This is a genomic window from Streptomyces sp. NPDC030798 (genome assembly GCF_055572275.1).
On the sequence record NZ_JBVIDR010000006.1, the window covers coordinates 83390 to 99484 of the forward strand.

General features: G+C 74.4%; 14 protein-coding genes. 4 read left to right on the plus strand and 10 right to left on the minus strand.

Annotated elements, in window-relative coordinates:
- From ACZ404_RS15575 to ACZ404_RS15590, 4 genes are all read right to left on the minus strand, one after another.
- Positions 1–627 (minus strand): Rv1733c family protein, encoded by a 627-nt coding sequence (locus ACZ404_RS15575; RefSeq protein WP_468439975.1) that lies wholly within the window; start codon positions 625–627, stop codon positions 1–3.
- Positions 628–696: 69 nt separating this feature from the next.
- Positions 697–1521: a rod shape-determining protein gene (locus ACZ404_RS15580; protein WP_468439977.1), complete on the minus strand. Its 825-nt coding sequence runs from the start codon at positions 1519–1521 to the stop codon at positions 697–699.
- The gene (locus ACZ404_RS15585; RefSeq protein ID WP_468439979.1) at positions 1518–1892 is read right to left on the minus strand and encodes a TraR/DksA family transcriptional regulator; all 375 of its coding nucleotides are present in this window, start codon (positions 1890–1892) and stop codon (positions 1518–1520) included. The genes ACZ404_RS15580 and ACZ404_RS15585 overlap by 4 nt, the downstream gene beginning before the upstream one ends.
- 67 nt (positions 1893–1959) lie before the next feature.
- On the minus strand, positions 1960–2286 hold the full coding sequence (locus ACZ404_RS15590; protein WP_468440573.1) for a TraR/DksA family transcriptional regulator: 327 nt from the start codon (positions 2284–2286) through the stop codon (positions 1960–1962).
- A gap of 378 nt (positions 2287–2664) precedes the next feature.
- Between ACZ404_RS15590 and ACZ404_RS15595 the strand changes: the two genes are divergently transcribed.
- From ACZ404_RS15595 to secD, 4 genes are all read left to right on the plus strand, one after another.
- Positions 2665–3618: a HAMP domain-containing sensor histidine kinase gene (locus ACZ404_RS15595; protein WP_468439981.1), complete on the plus strand. Its 954-nt coding sequence runs from the start codon at positions 2665–2667 to the stop codon at positions 3616–3618.
- A 2-nt stretch (positions 3619–3620) separates the two neighbouring features.
- On the plus strand, positions 3621–4280 hold the full coding sequence (locus ACZ404_RS15600; RefSeq protein ID WP_468440575.1) for a response regulator: 660 nt from the start codon (positions 3621–3623) through the stop codon (positions 4278–4280).
- 51 nt (positions 4281–4331) lie between these two features.
- Entirely contained in the window at positions 4332–4706 is a 375-nt protein-coding gene (locus ACZ404_RS15605; RefSeq protein ID WP_468439983.1) for a hypothetical protein, read from the plus strand.
- A gap of 69 nt (positions 4707–4775) precedes the next feature.
- Positions 4776–7013 (plus strand): protein translocase subunit SecD, encoded by a 2238-nt coding sequence (gene secD / locus ACZ404_RS15610; protein WP_468439985.1) that lies wholly within the window; start codon positions 4776–4778, stop codon positions 7011–7013.
- Here the strand turns inward: secD and narI are convergent.
- From narI to ACZ404_RS15640, 6 genes are all read right to left on the minus strand, one after another.
- The gene (gene narI / locus ACZ404_RS15615; RefSeq protein ID WP_468439987.1) at positions 6923–7669 is read right to left on the minus strand and encodes a respiratory nitrate reductase subunit gamma; all 747 of its coding nucleotides are present in this window, start codon (positions 7667–7669) and stop codon (positions 6923–6925) included. The genes secD and narI overlap by 91 nt on opposite strands.
- Complete coding sequence (narJ, locus tag ACZ404_RS15620; protein WP_468439988.1) at positions 7669–8265, minus strand: nitrate reductase molybdenum cofactor assembly chaperone; 597 nt, start codon at positions 8263–8265, stop codon at positions 7669–7671. The genes narI and narJ overlap by 1 nt, the downstream gene beginning before the upstream one ends.
- On the minus strand, positions 8262–9923 hold the full coding sequence (gene narH, locus ACZ404_RS15625; RefSeq protein WP_468439990.1) for a nitrate reductase subunit beta: 1662 nt from the start codon (positions 9921–9923) through the stop codon (positions 8262–8264). The genes narJ and narH overlap by 4 nt, the downstream gene beginning before the upstream one ends.
- A gap of 1 nt (position 9924) precedes the next feature.
- Positions 9925–13566 carry a nitrate reductase subunit alpha gene (locus ACZ404_RS15630; protein WP_468439992.1) on the minus strand — a complete coding sequence of 1214 codons (3642 nt, stop codon included), beginning with the start codon at positions 13564–13566 and terminating at the stop codon, positions 9925–9927.
- 188 nt (positions 13567–13754) lie between these two features.
- Positions 13755–15602 carry a chloride channel protein gene (locus ACZ404_RS15635; RefSeq protein WP_468439994.1) on the minus strand — a complete coding sequence of 616 codons (1848 nt, stop codon included), beginning with the start codon at positions 15600–15602 and terminating at the stop codon, positions 13755–13757.
- Positions 15603–15809: 207 nt separating this feature from the next.
- Positions 15810–16058 (minus strand): hypothetical protein, encoded by a 249-nt coding sequence (locus ACZ404_RS15640; protein ID WP_468439996.1) that lies wholly within the window; start codon positions 16056–16058, stop codon positions 15810–15812.
- Positions 16059–16095 lie beyond the last annotated feature (37 nt).

The window sequence follows — 16095 nt, forward strand, 5'->3', positions numbered from 1 at the left end:
TCAGGCGGAGGAGCTCCAGCGGGGAGCCGTACGCGCCCACGCCGTGTCCCAGGCGGCCAGGTTGCGCCGCCGCAGGACGCGGTCGGCGACGCCGTACGCGCCGGCCCCGGCGAACTGGACGGCCAGGACGGCGAGCACCGCCCAGCCCACGCCGCGGTCCCGGACCTGGTCGGCGGTCAGCGGCGGCCCGGTGAGCCCGCCGTCCGCGTCCGCCCAGACCCGGACGGTGCTGCCCGCCCGCAGCCGGGGCTCGACCTCGGTCTCGGCGGTGCGCTCGCGTCCGTCCCGGTCGGTGAAGCGCACCTCGACCGGGTAGCGGGTCTTCCTCGCCTCGGCCGATCCCGGCTCGGGGTGGCTCGGCGCGTCCCGCACGAGGACCGCGTTCGTCTCGTGCCGCGTCGCCGCCTGCCGCTCGGCCACACCGGCGTAGTGGCGGTGCGCGGTGCCGGCCGCCAGGACCGCGACCGCAGGCGTCGCCACCAGCATGACCAGCAGCAGGCCGACGCCGATCCACGCCTGCACCACGTCGGTACGGCGGCGCAGCGGGTTGCGCCGCAGCCGCCACAGCGTGACGCGGGGGAGTTCCGCCGGGTACGGCGGCCGTGCCGGGGGTGTGCCGCGGGCCATGGTGTCCCTCCTTCGGTCGGCTGACGCGGCCGGCGCGACGGCGGGGGACCGGCCGGCCGGGTGTGCGGGTCAGGGGAAGGGGTCGTCGGACAGCGGGGCGGGACCGGTGGCGGAGGGGTGCGCGTGGGCGGCCCTCAGGAGCTGGGCGGCGCCCCGGACGGCGGCGGTGTGCGGGGCCGGCACCACGCGGAGCGGCGCGTGGAGCCGCCCGGTGAGGTGGTAGGTGATCTCCGGACGCAGGGCGCCGCCGCCGGCCAGCAGGACCCCGCGGTGCAGCGCCTCGGCGGCCAGCGAAGTGCTGTCCTGGCGCAGCATCGAGGCCACCATGTCCGCCGCGGCCTCGCTCGGACGCGTCGGCGCGGTCGTGTCGAGGTCGCCGGTGCCGAGGGCGGTGCGGCGGGCGTCCACGACGGCACCGTCGGCGAGCAGCACCACCTCGGTGAGATGGGCGCCGATGTCCACGACCAGCAGCGGCCGGGTCAGGTCGGCGCCGGCCGCCGCCGCCACCGCCCGGGCGTGCGGCACGGTGAGCACCGCCCGGGGCCGCAGCGCCTGCACGGCGGTACGCGCCGCCGCCCGGTAGGCCGGACCGTCCAGCACCGGGGTGGTGACGATGACCAGCGGGCGGGTACGGCGCGGCAGCCGGTGGCCGAGGAGGCGCTGCAGCATGCGGCCGCACCCGGCGGCGTCCACGATGGTGCCGCGCTGAACCGGGTGGACGGCGCCGGGGCCAGGGGAGGTCACCGTGGGCACGTCGACGATCAGGCCCTTCCCGGCCATCCAGACCCGGGTACGGGCGCTGCCCAGGTCCAGTGCGACACCGCAGCACTGCCGGCACAGCGGCCAGGGCCGGTGCCGCGGACCGGGACCGTCGGGGCGGTGGGTGACGGTCATCGGCCGGCCTCCCTCACCCGCTGGCAGCGGCCGCAGTAGCGGGCCTGCGGCACGATCATCAGGCGTTCCCGCTCCACGGGCCGCCGGCACCGGTGGCAGGCGCCGTAGCTGCCCTGGTCCATGCGCGCGAGGGCCGCCTCGACGTCGGCGAGGACCATGCGGGCGGAGGCGGCGAGCTTGACGCGGACCTCGACCTGGGAGGCGGCCCGCTGCTGCCACAGGTCGTCCGCGCGGGAGGGCGCGGCGGCGGCGAGCTGCTCCAACTGCTCCCGGCGGAACAGCCGCTGCTCGTGCAGGTGCTCGCGCAGCGCGGCGAGGTCCTCGGCCGAGAGCAGTGTCGTACGGTCGTCGATGGTCTGGTGAGTCACCACTGCACCCCTTCGGCAGAGCGGAAGAGCAGGGAGAGAGCCGGGGAAGGAGCCGGCGAAGGAGAGGGCGTCAGGCGACGCGGCGCCGGCAGCCGACGCAGTACCTGGTGTACGGCAGGATCTCCAGGCGCTCCGCGGGAACCGGCTTGGAGCAGCCCAGACAGGTGCCGTAGCTGCCGTCCTCGACCCGGGCGAAGGCCTCGTCGATCTCTTTGAGCACACGCCGGATGGCCGCCTTCTGCGCGGACACGAGAGGGTCGTCCGGGCTCTGCCCGGTCTCCTCCAGGGCTCGCAGCTGGGTCAGCCGGGTGCTCCGGGCGTGTTCGAGACGCTGACGGGCCTCGTGCGTGGCGGCACGCTCGGGAGGGCGTTCGGTGCGGGAGGCATCGAGCGACACGGCGACGTCCTTCCTCTCGGGCACGGTCCGTCCGCTGGGCGACGGCCGGTGCGGGGTGTGCCTCCACTGTGGCCGCGGCAGCCGTCCGTACCCATCGGGCGCAGACCCCATTTACGGGTGGTCGCGGGATGCATACGGCGCCGCACGGCTGCGATGGGTGTGCCGTGCGGCCGGAAATGGGGTCCGTGCCCCATGTCCCCGCGCGTGGCAGCCGGGCAGGCTGGTGGCAGGCTCGGTCATGACAGGGCCGCCGCTCGTCCGGGGGCGCGCGATGCCCGACAGTGGAGGCAGGCCGCATCGCCGCGAAGCCGTCGGAAAGCGGTCTTGGAGCGGTCGCAGAGCGGTCGGAAGGCCGTCGGAGAGGAGGCGTGCGTCCCGGTGTCCCTGTTCTGGCGGATCTTCTCGCTCAACGCCGTGGTGCTGGGTGCGGCCACGGCGCTGCTGCTGTGGGCCCCGGTGACCGTGTCCGTCCCGGTCGTGCTGACCGAGGCGGTCATCCTGGTCGCCGGCCTGGCGGTGATGCTGGTCGCCAACGCCGCCCTGCTGCGCTGGGGCCTGGCCCCGCTGGGCCGGCTGACCCGGCTCATGACCACCGTGGACCTGCTGCGGCCCGGGCAGCGCCTGCCCGCGCAGGGCGGCGGCGAGGTCGCCGACCTGATCCGCACCTTCAACGCGATGCTGGAGCGGCTGGAGCACGAGCGGGCCACCAGCAGCGCCCGTGTGCTGTTCGCCCAGGAGTCCGAGCGCCGCCGTATCGCCCAGGAGCTGCACGACGAGGTCGGGCAGAGCATGACAGCCATCCTGCTGTCGCTGAAACGCGCCGCCGACACCGCCGATCCGCCGCTGAGCGGCGAACTGCACCAGGTGCGGGAGATGACCCGGGAGAGCCTGGACGAGGTACGGCGCCTGGTGCGCCGGCTGCGGCCCGGGGTCCTGGACGACCTGGGCCTGGTCAGCGCGCTGACCTCGCTCACCCACGACTTCGCCGCCCACACCGGGCTGCAGCTGCGGCGCCGCTTCGACGCCGACCTGCCCGCCCTGGAACCGGAGACCGAGCTGGTCCTCTACCGGGTGGCCCAGGAGAGCCTGACCAACGCCGCCCGGCACGCGGACGCCCAGCAGGTCACCGTCGACCTGCACCGCACCGGCGACGCGGTGGTGCTGGCCGTCACCGACGACGGCAGCGGCATCGAGGCCGCGTGCGAGGGCGCCGGCATCCGCGGCATGCGCGAGCGCGCCCTGCTCATCGGAGCCACCCTGGACATCACCCCCGCCCCCGGCACCGGTACCCAGGTGCGGCTCACCGTGCCCGTCCCCAGGAAGCAGCCGTGACCATGCCCGACCCGCAGCCGATCCGCATCCTCCTCGCCGACGACCACGCGCTGGTGCGCCGGGGTGTGCGGCTCATCCTGGACCAGGAGCCTGACCTGGAGGTGGTCGCCGAGGCCGGCGACGGCGCGGAGGCCGTCGAACTGGCCCGCACCCACGACATCGACCTCGCCGTGCTGGACATCGCCATGCCCCGGATGACCGGACTGCAGGCCACCCGGGAACTGACCGCGCTCAAGCCGGGCCTGCGCATCCTGATGCTCACCATGCACGACAACGAGCAGTACTTCTTCCAGGCGCTCAAGGCGGGCGCCAGCGGGTACGTCCTGAAGTCCGTCGCCGACCGTGATCTGGTCGCCGCCTGCCGGGCCGCGATGCGGGACGAACCGTTCCTCTACCCCGGCGCGGTGACCGCGCTCATCCGCAACTACCTCGACCGGGTCCGCCACGGCGACGAGACGCCGGACCAGATCCTCACCCCGCGCGAGGAGGAGATCCTCAAGCTGGTGGCCGAGGGGCACTCCTCCAAGGAGATCGCCGACCTGCTCTTCATCAGCATCAAGACCGTTCAGCGCCACCGCGCCAACCTGCTGCAGAAGCTGGGCCTGCGCGACCGGCTGGAGCTCACCCGCTACGCCATCCGCGCCGGCCTGGTCGAGCCCTGACCCCCGGCTCCGCCGGCCGCCGCCGCGCAACACCACGAAAGGGGACGGTGCATGCGCCCGCCTTCGCACACCGCCCCCGGCCGGGCCGCGGCGGTGACGGCCGTACTGGCCGTTCTGCTGGCCCTGTTCACCGTCCTCACCCCGGGCGGCCCGCTGCCCAGGACGCCAGTCCCGGCCGCCGCCGACCAGGCCACGACCCAGCGGGCCGACGACGACTGCACCTCCTCGAAGGCCGTGGTCCGCCCGGAACCGGGCCGTGAACGCCCCGCCCCGCAGCGGCACTTCGCCCTGACGGCGGCCGACGCGACCGCCGCCCCACCAGGCCCCGGCCCTACGACGACGGCTGCCCAAGCCTCCGTACCGGCCGCCGCGGACCGGGAACCCCCCGACCGCGACCGAGCACCTCCCGCCCCCTCCGGCACCTGACACCGTCCCCCTTTCCCCACCCCGCGGCCGGCGCCGGACGTCGCCGTGGTGTGTCCGCCGGAGGCTCCGTTGAACCGTTCGACCCGGGTGAGGGCGCTGTTCGCCCTCATCGTGCTCGCCCTGTCCCTGTTCGTCACGCTGACCGTGCCGCTCCGTCTCGGGCTCGACCTGCGCGGCGGCACCCAGATCGTGCTGGAGACCCGCTCCACGCCCACCACCGGGGCCGGCCCCGAGGCCACCGACCGCACCCTGGAGGTGCTGCGCGGCCGTATCGACGCGCTCGGCGTCGCCGAACCCGGCCTGCACCGCTCCGGCAGCAACCGGATCGTCGTCGAACTGCCCGGGGTGCAGGACCCGCGCCGGGCCGCCGACGTGCTGGGCCGCACCGCCCAGCTCACCTTCCACCCGGTGCTCGGCACCGCCGACGCCGAGGCCCGGCCCCGGGAGCGGGTGCTGCCCGACGAGTCCGGCCGGCCGCTGCGTCTCGCGCCGGCCGCGCTGACCGGGCAGCACGTCAAGGGTGCCGCCGCCCGCTTCGACCCGCAGACGGGCGCCGGATGGCACGTCACCGTCGACTTCGACGGCGCCGGCCGCGACCGCTGGACCCGGCTGACCGGCGAGGCCGCCTGCCGTCCGGCCGGGGACCCGGCGCGCCGGGTCGCCATCGTCCTGGACGGCAGGATCATCTCCTCGCCGCAGGTCGACCCGTCCGTCGCCTGCGGCACCGGCATCACCGGCGGCTCCACGCAGATCACCGGGTCGTTCGACGACGCCGAGGCCCGCGAACTGGCCCTGCTCATCAAGGGCGGCGCCCTGCCCGTGCCCGTGGAGACCGTCGAACAGCGCACCGTGGGGCCGACCCTGGGCGCCGAGGCCATCACCGCGAGCGCCTGGGCGGCCGTCGCCGGCACCGCCCTGACCGCGTTGTTCATCGTCGCCGTCTACCGGCTCATGGGCGCCCTGGCCGTGCTCGCGCTGGCCGCGTACGGCCTGATCTCCTACGCCGCGCTGGCCGCGCTCGGCGCCACGCTGACCCTGCCGGGTCTGGCCGGCTTCGTGCTGGCGATCGGGATGGCCGTGGACGCCAACGTCCTGGTGTTCGAACGGGCGCGTGAGGAGTATGCCGCCCGGCACCGCGCGAGCCCGCGCTCGGCGCTGAGCGCCGGGTTCCGCAACGCCTTCAGCGCCATCGCCGACTCCAACGTCACCACCCTGATCGCCGCCGCGCTGCTGTTCCTGTTCGCCTCCGGACCGGTGCGCGGCTTCGGCGTCACCCTGGGCATCGGGGTGCTCGCCTCCATGATCGGCGCTCTGGTGGTCACCCGCGTCCTCGCCGAGTACGCCGCGTCCCGACCCTGGGTGCGCCGCCGGCCGCACCTCACCGGACTGACCGTCACCGGCGCGGTCCGCGACCGGCTCGCCCGGCGCCGCCCGCGTCCGATGCGCCGCCCGCGCCGCTGGCTGGCCGCCTCCGCCACCCTGCTGGCCCTGGCCGCCGCGGGCATCGCCGTGCGCGGTCTCGACCTCGGCATCGAGTTCACCGGGGGCCGCCAGATCGAGTACGCCACCTCCGCCCCGGTGGATCCGGACCGGGCCCGGGCCGCGCTCGCCGACGCCGGTCTCCCGCGCGCCGTCGTCCGGTCCACCGACGGCACCGGTCTCACCGTGCGCACCGGGGAACTCAGCGACGCCGAGGCCGCGACGCTCACCCGGACCGTCGCCGGGCTCGGCGACGGGGCGGAGAAGGTCCGGGACGAGCTGATCGGCCCCAGCCTGGGCGAGGAGTTGCGGCGCAACGCGCTGATCGCCCTCGGCGCGGCCCTCGCGGCGCAACTGCTGTATCTCGCCGTCCGCTTCCGCCGGCTGTTCGGCATCTCGGCGGTCGCCGCCCTCGCCCATGACGTGGTGATCCTGGTCGGCGTGTTCGCCTGGCTGGGCAAGCCCGTCGACGGGGTGTTCCTCGCGGCGCTGCTCACGGTCATCGGCTACTCGGTCAACGACTCCGTCGTCGTCTTCGACCGCGTCCGGGAGCTGTGCCGGCGCGACCGAGGGGCACCGCTGCCCCGGATCGCCGACCGGGCGATCCTGCAGACGCTGCCCCGCACCGTCAACACGGGCCTGGGCGCGGCCTTCATCCTCACCGCACTGGCCGTCCTCGGCGGGGACACGCTCACCGACTTCGCCCTGGCCCTGCTCATCGGTCTCGCGGTCGGCACCTACTCCTCGGTCTTCACCGCCACCCCTCTCGCCCTCGCGGTGGACGGTGTACGACGGCGCCGTCGCGCGGCGCCGCCCCGGGAGCGGTAGACCACGTAGGGGCGGGCCGGGTAGCCGAGCGGCACGGTGAAGGCGTGCACCAGCCGGCTGAACGGCCACAGGGCGAACAGGGCGAGGGCGAGCAGAGCGTGGCACTGGTACACGAGCGGCGCGTGCGCCATGGCGCCCACGTCGGGGTCGAGGGTGAACAGGCTGCGGAACCAGACGGCGACGCCGAGCCGGTAGTCGTAGGGGTTGGTCACCGAGGACGCGGTCGCGGTCAGCCCGGCGAGCAGGACGAGCGCCAGCAGCGGCAGCACCGCCCGGTCGCTGCGCCTGCTCGCCCGGCGTACGGCGGGGACACGCAGCCTGCGGTACAGCAGCAGGGCGAGTCCGAAGACCGCCGCGACGCCCGCCGCGCCGCCCATGGTCAGGGCGACGGCGTGGTACTGCTCCTCGCGGACCCGGAGCCGCGCGGTCAGCCACTCGGGCACCAGCAGCCCCATGACGTGGCCGCCGGCGACGAGGAACAGGGCGTAGTGGAACAGCGGGGCGCCGACGCGCAGCAGCCGGGACTCGTGGAGCTGGCTGGAGCGGGTGGTGAAGCCGAAGCGGTCGTACCGGTAGCGCCAGGCCGTGCCGGCGACCAGGACCACCAGGGCGAGGTAGGGCAGTACGCCCCACAGCGCGATGTGCAGGTGCTTCATCAGCGGCGGACTCCTTCGTCGCCCGGCGCGTGCGGCAGCGGGTACGGCACGGGGGCGGGCGGTTCGTGCGGGGCTTGCGGGGGGACCGGCGCGGCCGGAAGGGTGGCCCGGACGGCGCGCACCACGTCCAGGTACGGGCTGCGGTGGGCCGCCAGGCCGCGGGCGAGCAGGTCGAGGGCGCCCGCGTGCGCGTGGAGCAGGGCCCGGCCCGGGCCGGGGCAGCGGGCGGCGAACTCCAGCATCGTCGGGAGGTGGTCGGGCAGTTCGCCCGCCGGCGGCTCCCAGCCGTGCTCTCGGTAGCGGGCCTTGAGCGCCACGAGGGAGGAGCCCCGGCGCCGGGTGTCGCCGTCGGTGTAGTGGGTGAGGTGGAGGGTGCGGCGGCGGCTGCGGTCGAAGGTGGCGACGTACCGGGCCGCCAGTTCCAGGGGCGGGACGGCGGCGGTGGCCCGGCAGAACGCCAGCAGCGGTTCCGTGTCGGGGCCCGGCAGCCCGGCGAGGGCCCCGGCGACCCGGTCGCGGCGGTGCGGCCAGTCCTCGCCGGGGTAGTGCAGGAGCAGGGCGGCGGCCTGGTGCACGGCCCGGTGCCGGTGGTTCACCGGGCCTCACCCCTCCGCTCGGGGAACAGGCCCCGGGGACGGCCACGGCCGTTCCAGCTGAACAGGTTGACCCGGCCCCGCAGCGACGCGTCCCCGGCCGGACCGTCGGCAGCCCCGGCGGTCCCGCAAGCCCCGCATGCCCCGGCCGGTGCGGCGGCCGGCGGCGCGTGGAAGAGGGACGCGTCGTCCGTGCCGTACATGCCGGGCCCGCCGGCCCCCTCCAGACTGCAGCCCGGGCCGGCCGCCGGGCCGTCCCCGGCGCCGGCGACGTACGTGGTCGGCACGACGTACCGCTCCTCGTACTTGGCGAGGGCCAGCAGCCGGTACATCGCCTCCAGACCGGCCTCGTCCATCCCCACCCCCCGGGCGATCGCCGGGTCGCGCTCCTCGCCGAGGTTCACCCGGCGCATGTGGGCGCGCATCGCGGCCAGCCGGCACAGCGCCGCCTCCACCGGGCCCTCGTCGCCCGCGGTGAACAGCCCGGCGAGATAGCCGAGCGGGATGCGCAGGGCGTCGATCGCGCCGAACAGGGCCGCCGGGTCCTCGCCGTCGTGCCCGCCGCGGGTGAGGGCCTCGACGACGGGGGAGAGCGGGGGCACGTACCAGACCATCGGCATCGTCCGGTACTCCGGATGCAGGGGGAGCGCGATGCGGTAGGTGCAGATCAGGTCCCGCACCGGGGAGCGGCGGGCCGCGGTGATCCAGTCGTGCGGGATGCCCGCCTCCTCGGCGGCCCGCACCACCTGCGGGTCGTGCGGGTCCAGGAAGCAGCCCAACTGCGCCTCGTACAGCTTGCGTTCGTCGGGCACGGCGGCGGCCTCGCCCACCCGGTCGGCGTCGTAGAGCAGCACGCCCAGATAGCGCAGCCGGCCCACGCAGGTCTCCGAGCAGACGGTGGGCTCACCGGCCTCGATGCGCGGATAGCAGAAGGTGCACTTCTCCGCCTTGCCGGTGGCGTGGTTGAAGTAGACCTTCTTGTACGGGCATCCGGTCACGCACATCCGCCAGCCCCGGCAGCGGTCCTGGTCGACCAGCACGATGCCGTCCTCGATCCGCTTGTACAGCGCCCCGGAGGGACACGCGGCCGCACAGGACGGGTTCAGGCAGTGCTCGCAGATGCGCGGCAGGTGGAACATGAACGCCTGCTCGTACTCCAGCCGCACCCGCTCGTTCATCTGCCGCAGCACCGGGTCCCCGGCGAGGTGCCCCGGCCCGCCGCCCAGGTCGTCGTCCCAGTTGGGCCCCCAGGTGACGGCGGTGGGGCGGCCGTCGATCAGGGAGCGGGGGCGGGCGGTGGGCAGGTCGTCGCCGGGCGGGGCGGTGAGCAGGGTGTCGTAGTCGTAGGTCCAGGGCTCGTAGTAGTCCTGGAGGGAGGGCAGTTCGGGGTTGGCGAACAGGCGGGCCAGCCGGCGGGCCCGGCCGCCGGCGCGCGGCACCAGCCGGCCCCGGGTGTCCAGCCGCCAGCCGCCCTTCCACCTCTCCTGGTCCTCGTGCCCCCGGGGGTAGCCCTGGCCGGGGCGGGTCTCCACGTTGTTGAACCAGGCGTACTCGGTGCCCGTGCGGTTGGTCCAGGTCTGCTTGCAGGTGACCGAACAGGTGTGGCAGCCGATGCACTTGTCGAGGTTCATGACCATGGCGACCTGACTCATGACGCGCATGTCAGTACTGCACCTCCTGGGCGCGGCGGCGGATCACGGTGCGGGCGTCGCGCTGGTTTCCGGTGGGGCCGTAGTAATTGGGGGCGAAGGAGAGCTGGGCGTAGCCGCCGATGAGATGGGTGGGTTTGATCAGGACCCGGGTGAGGGCGTTGTGCACGCCGCCGCGCCGGCCGGTGGCCTCGCTGACCGGCACGTTCACCAGGCGTTCCTGCACGTGGTACATGAACACCGTGCCGGGCGGCATCCGGTGCGAGACGATCGCGCGGGCGACCACCACGCCGCCCGGGTTGACCGCCTCGACCCAGTCGTTGTCGGCGGCCCCGATGGCCTCGGCGTCGGCGACGCTCATCCAGATCACCGGCCCGCCGCGCGCCAGGGTCTGCATGAGCAGGTTCTCCTGGTACTCGGAGTGGATGGACCACTTCGAGTGCGGGGTGAGGTACCGGACGGCGACCTCCCGCTCACCCGCCGCGCCCGGCGCGGGCAGGTCCAACGGCGGTCGGTACACCGGAAGTTGTTCGCCCAACTCGGCCATCCAGTCGTGGTCGAGGTAGAAGTGCTGACGGCCGGTCAGGGTGTGCCAGGGCTTGAGGTGTTCGGTGTTGACCGTGAAGGGCGCGTAGCGGCGGTCCGGGGCCTCCTTGCCGGACCACTCGTAGCTGGTGCCGACCTGCACCGGCCGGGCCTGGGTGTCGGAGAAGACCACGCGCCGCTCGTGCACGGCCTCCGCGAGCGCCGCGAAGGCGCTGCCGGCGCCGCAGCGTTCGGCGAGCCGCTCGAACCCCTCGGCCGCGATCCGCCCGTTGGTCGTGCCGGACAGCGCCAGGATCGCCTCGCACAGCTTGACGTCGGTGTCCAGCAGCGGGCGCCCGCGCGCGGCCCCGGAGCGTGCGGTGCCGCAGCGCGCGGCCAGCCAGCGGGCCTCGGCCTGCGGGCGCACGGTGACACCCTTGACGGTGATGCCGTGCTCCTCGGCGAGCGGCCCGAGGGCGGCCAGCCGGTCGGCGACGGCCGTGTAGTCCCGCTCGACCAGCGTGAAGTGGGGCAGATTGCGGCCCGGTCGGGCGGGTGCGCCCTCGCGCCAGTCCGCCACCGTGCCGCCGGGCTGCGCGGTCTCGCCCGGGGTGTCGTGCTGCTGGGGCGTGGCCACCAGGTCGTAGGCGGTGCCGAGCCGGCCGGAGCTGAGTTCGCTGAACTTCGCGGCCAGCGCGTGGAAGATCTCGAAGTCGGTGCGGGCCTCCCAGGGCGGGCTGATCGCCGGGGAGAAGGCGTGCACGTAGGGGTGCATGTCGGTGCTGGACAGGTCGTGCTTCTCGTACCAGGTGGCGGCCGGCAGCACCAGGTCGGCCATGAGCGTGGTCGACGTCATCCGGAAGTCGAGCGCGAGCAGCAGGTCGAGCTTGCCGCGCGGCGCCTCCTCGTGCCAGACGACGTCCCGCGGCCGGGCCTCGGGCGGCGCCTCCTCGGCCCGTGCGTTGTCGCTCGCGCCCAGCAGATGGCGCAGGAAGAACTCGTTGCCCTTGGCGGAGGAGCCGATGAGGTTGGCCCGCCAGACGGTCAGCACCCGCGGCCAGTTGGCCGGATCGTCGGGGTCCTCGCAGGCGAAAGCCAGCTTTCCGGCGGCCAGTTGCGCGGCGACCCACTCGTCCGGCTCGTGCCCGCTGCTGCGCACCGCGCGGCCCAGGTCCAGCGGGTTCGCGCTGAACGCGGGCGCGGACGGCATCCAGCCGAGCCGCATCGACTGCGCGACCAGATCGGCGGTGTGCCGCCCGGCGAACAGCCCCCGACCGGTGGGCGAGGACAGGGTGTCGGCGCGGTGCGCGTCGTAGCGCCACTGGCCGGTGTGCAGATACCAGTACGGCGTCCCCGCCATCTGCCGGGACGGGCGCACCCAGTCCGCCGCCGACTGCAGGTGCTGCCAGCCCGCGTACGGCCGGACCTTTTCCTGGCCGACGTAGTGCGCCCAGCCGCCGCCGTTGACGCCCTGGCAGCCGGTGAGCAGCAGCAGGGTGAGGAACGACCGGTAGATGGTGTCGGAGTGGAACCAGTGGTTGGTGCCGGCGCCCATCAGGATCATGCAGCGGCCGCGACTCTTCTCCGCGGTGTCCGCGAACTCCCGGGCCAGGCGCACCACCGCCCCGGCCGGCACCGAGGTGACCGCCTCCTGCCAGGCGGGGGTGTACGGCTCGGCGGGGTCGTCGTAGCCGGCCGGCCAGACGCCGGGCAGGCCCGCGCGGCCGACGCCGTACTGGGCGAGGAGCAGGTCGAAGACGGTGGTGACACGGCGGCCGCCCACCTCGCGCACCGGCACCCCGCGCACGCACGGCGGCTCGCCGTCGAAGCGCGGCAGCAGCACCCGGGCGGCGTCCCCGCCCGGCCGGTACAGGGTCAGCTCCGGCTCGACGTCCCCGAGGTCCAGGTTCCAGCGGCCCTCGCCGCCCTTGGCCCAGCGCTCGCCCAGGGTGCCGTTCGGGACGACCGGGCGCCCGGAGGCGGCGTCGAGGAGCACCGGCTTCCACGCGGCCTCCGCGTCGTCCGCGCCGGGTCCGAGGTGTGCCGCGGTGACGAACTTCCCCGGTACGAACTGCCCGTCCCGCTCCTCGAGTTCGACGAGGAACGGCAGGTCTGTGAAGCGCCGGACGTAGTCGGTGAAGTACGGCACCCGGCGCCGTACGAAGCACTCCGTGAGGATCACATGCCCCATGGCCATCGCCAGGGCCCCGTCGGTGCCCGGGTGCGGGTGCAGCCACTCGTCGGCGAACCGGGTGGCGTCGGAGTAGTCCGGGGACACCACGACGACCTTCTGGCCCCGGTAGCGGGCCTCGGTCATCCAGTGTGCGTCCGGGGTGCGGGTCACCGGCACGTTGGAGCCCCACAGCACCAGGTAGGCCGCGTCCCACCAGTCCCCGGACTCGGGCACGTCCGTCTGGTCGCCGAAGACCTGCGGGGAGGCGATCGGCAGGTCCGCGTACCAGTCGTAGAAGGACAGCATCGGCGCGCCGATCAGGGACATGAACCGCGCGCCGACGGCGTGCGAGGCCATGGACATCGCCGGGATGGGGGAGAAGCCGGCGACGCGGTCCGGTCCGTGCGTGGCGATGGTGTGCACATGGGCGGCGGCCGCGATCTCCAGGGCCTCCTCCCAGCCGACGCGGACGAGGCCGCCCTTGCCCCGGGCCGCCTGGTAGCGGCGCCGCCGGTCCGGGTCCCCGGTGACCTCGGCCCACGCCGCCACGGGATCGCCGAGGCGGGCGCGGGCCTCGCGGTACAACTCCAGCAGCACGCCGCGCACATGGGGGTGGCGCACGCGGGTGGGGGAGTAGGTGTACCAGGAGAACGAGGCACCGCGGGGGCAGCCGCGGGGCTCGTACTCCGGCCGGTCCGGGCCGGTCGAGGGATAGTCCGTCTCCTGGGTCTCCCAGGTGATCAGACCGTCCTTGACGTACACCTTCCACGAGCACGAGCCCGTGCAGTTCACGCCGTGCGTGGAGCGCACGACCCGGTCGTGCGCCCAACGCTCCCGGTACGGCGCGTCGTTGACCTCCTGGTCGGTCCGCAGGACCGCGCGCAGGTCCGGGGTGGTGGGAGTGCGGCGCAGTATCCCGCCGGCCCGCAGCAACTGGTCGGCGGCGAGCGCCGCCATCCGTTCCGCTTCCCGTCGGGCACCGCGCCGTCCCACTGGTCACTCCCTTTCGAAGCCGGCTGTTCCGCTTCGGCCAGCTTCGGGTACGGATGCGCTCCGCAGTGGGGTGACTACGCTCTGTTGATCCGACTTAGGGCGGAGTTTTTCTTGGCCTTTGCAATAGTTGTGTATGGCACGGGGTCTGTGCCTCAGCTCGCCGTGGTGATCGCCGCGCGCCGCCGCCCCAGGGTGAGGACACGCTCGGCGTGGTGCTCCTCGTGCAGGTCGATGCGCCGCGCGGTGAGGAGATGGCGCAGACTGATGATGCCCTCGACCTGCGGCTTCGCCTCCCTCGTGACCACCAGCAGCCGGGTCACCTCGTACTGCGCCATCCGGTTGGCGAGGGCCCGCAGGGTCTCGTCCGGGTACGCGGTCACCGCGGGCGCCGCCAGCTCGGCGAGCGGGGTGGCGTCGGTGGGGTCCGCGTGGACCAGTTGGCCGCGGGTCACCACGCCGGTGAGGCCGCCGTCCGCGTCGAGCACCGGGTACAGCTGCTGCGCCAGCAGCCCCTCGGGATCGCCCGTGTCGTGCGCGGCGCGCAGCAGCGCGGTGACCTCGCCCGCCGTGCGGTCACCGGCGAAGGTGACCCCGGCGGGCGTCTCGAGCTGCCGGACGAGGTGCACCTCCAGCGGGTCCACCGAGTACTCCCGGGTCAGGTGCAGCCCGCGCCGGGCCAGCTTCTCGGTCAGCACCGACCGCTTGAGCAGCACCACCGAGATCAGGTACGCCGCCGACGCGGTGATCACCATCGGTATGAGCGCGTTGACCTCGTGGGTGAGCTCCAGGCAGAACACGATGCCGGTGAGCGGGGAGCGCATCACCCCGCCGAGGACGCCGGCCAACGACACCAGGGCCCAGAAACCGGGGCTGACGTGCGGGAAGACCAGCGCCTCCGCGGCACCGAGGGCGCCGCCCACCATGAACATCGGGGCGAGGACGCCGCCGGAGGTGCCCGAGCCCAGCGACAGGCCCCAGATCAGCGTCTTCACGATCAGGATGCCGACGATCAGACCGACCGTGGCGTGTCCGGTGAGCAGGGCGTCGATCACGTCGTAGCCGACGCCGAGTGCGCGGGGCTCGATCAGACCGCCGGCGCCGATGACCGCGCCGCCGATCGCCGGCCACCACATCCAGTGGATCCGCAGCCGGGCGAACAGGTCCTCGGAGAAGTAGACGAGCGCCGTCGCGCCGAGCGCGAGCAGGCCGGCCAGGGCACCGGCGACCAGGCACAGACCGTAGGACGGCAGTGCGATGTGGGCGGGCACACGGGCGCCGCCGAACAGCGGATCGGTGCCGAGCAGCGGGCCGCGCACCAGGGTGGCGGTCACGGCGGCGACGGCGACGGGCAGGTAGGAGCGGGGCCGCCACTCGAACAGCAGCAGTTCGACGGCGAGCAGGATGGAGGCGAGCGGCGCGTTGAAGGTCGCGGCCATGCCGGCGGCGGAGCCCGCCACGAGCAGCGCCTTGCGCTCGTCGGTGGTGACCCGCAGGAACTGCGCCAGCAGCGAGCCGACGGCGCCGCCGGTCATGATGATGGGCCCCTCGGCGCCGAACGGGCCGCCGGTGCCGATGGATATCGCGGCCGAGGCCGGCTTCAGCACGGCGACGCGCGGCTGGACCCGGCTGCCGCCCACCAGGATCGACTCGATGGCCTCCGGCATGCCGTGGCCGCGGATCTTCTCCGAGCCGTAGCGGGCCATGAGGCCGATCAGCAGACCGCCCACCACCGGCATCAGCGCCAGCAGCCAGCGGTGCGGGGTGTCCGCGGGCACCGCGGAGCCGAAGCCGAACCGGCCGAGGAAGGAGAGGTTGGTGATCAGCGCGATCAGCTTCAGCAGACCGGCGGCCACCAGCGCCGCCACGGCGCCGACGGGCACGGCGAGCGCGCTGATCACCACCACGCGCGGCGGCACATGGAAGTCCCCCAGGTGCGGGATCTTCAGCGCGGGCAGCTGCCGGACGGGTGTGTGAGGGCCTGCGGAGGCGTACGAGGGCATGGTGGCTCCGGGTCGGGTGCGGCGGCGGTTGCAGAGGTGGGCGGTGGGCGGGACGACAGGGGTGAGCGGCTCGGCGCCGCCGGGGCGGCACCGGGCCGGGCGGGCGACATTGCCCGCTGGGGGTGGAGGCGTGACATGCGGACGGGACGGCGGACACGCGTCGTCGCGCGTCCGCCGCCCCGCCCGGACGGGTCGCGGCCGGTGCCGTCAGCGCGGCGCGGGACGGGCCGAGCGGACCCGCCCCGGGCGCAGGATGCGCATCCTGCGCCCGCCGCACACGCGACAGGTGTTGGCGGTCAGCGGTGAGGGAACCCGCAGGCCGCCGCGCACGTAGTACGTGGCACGCGGCCGGCCCTGGGCGTCCCGGGTGTGCCGGATGTCGTAGGTGCCCTCCCAGGCGTGCCCGCAGCGCAGGCACACGAAGGAATAGGCTTCGTGTATCGGCTCGGATCTCATCGTCATCACCTTCGGCACCTAAGGCCGTCGCGCCCGC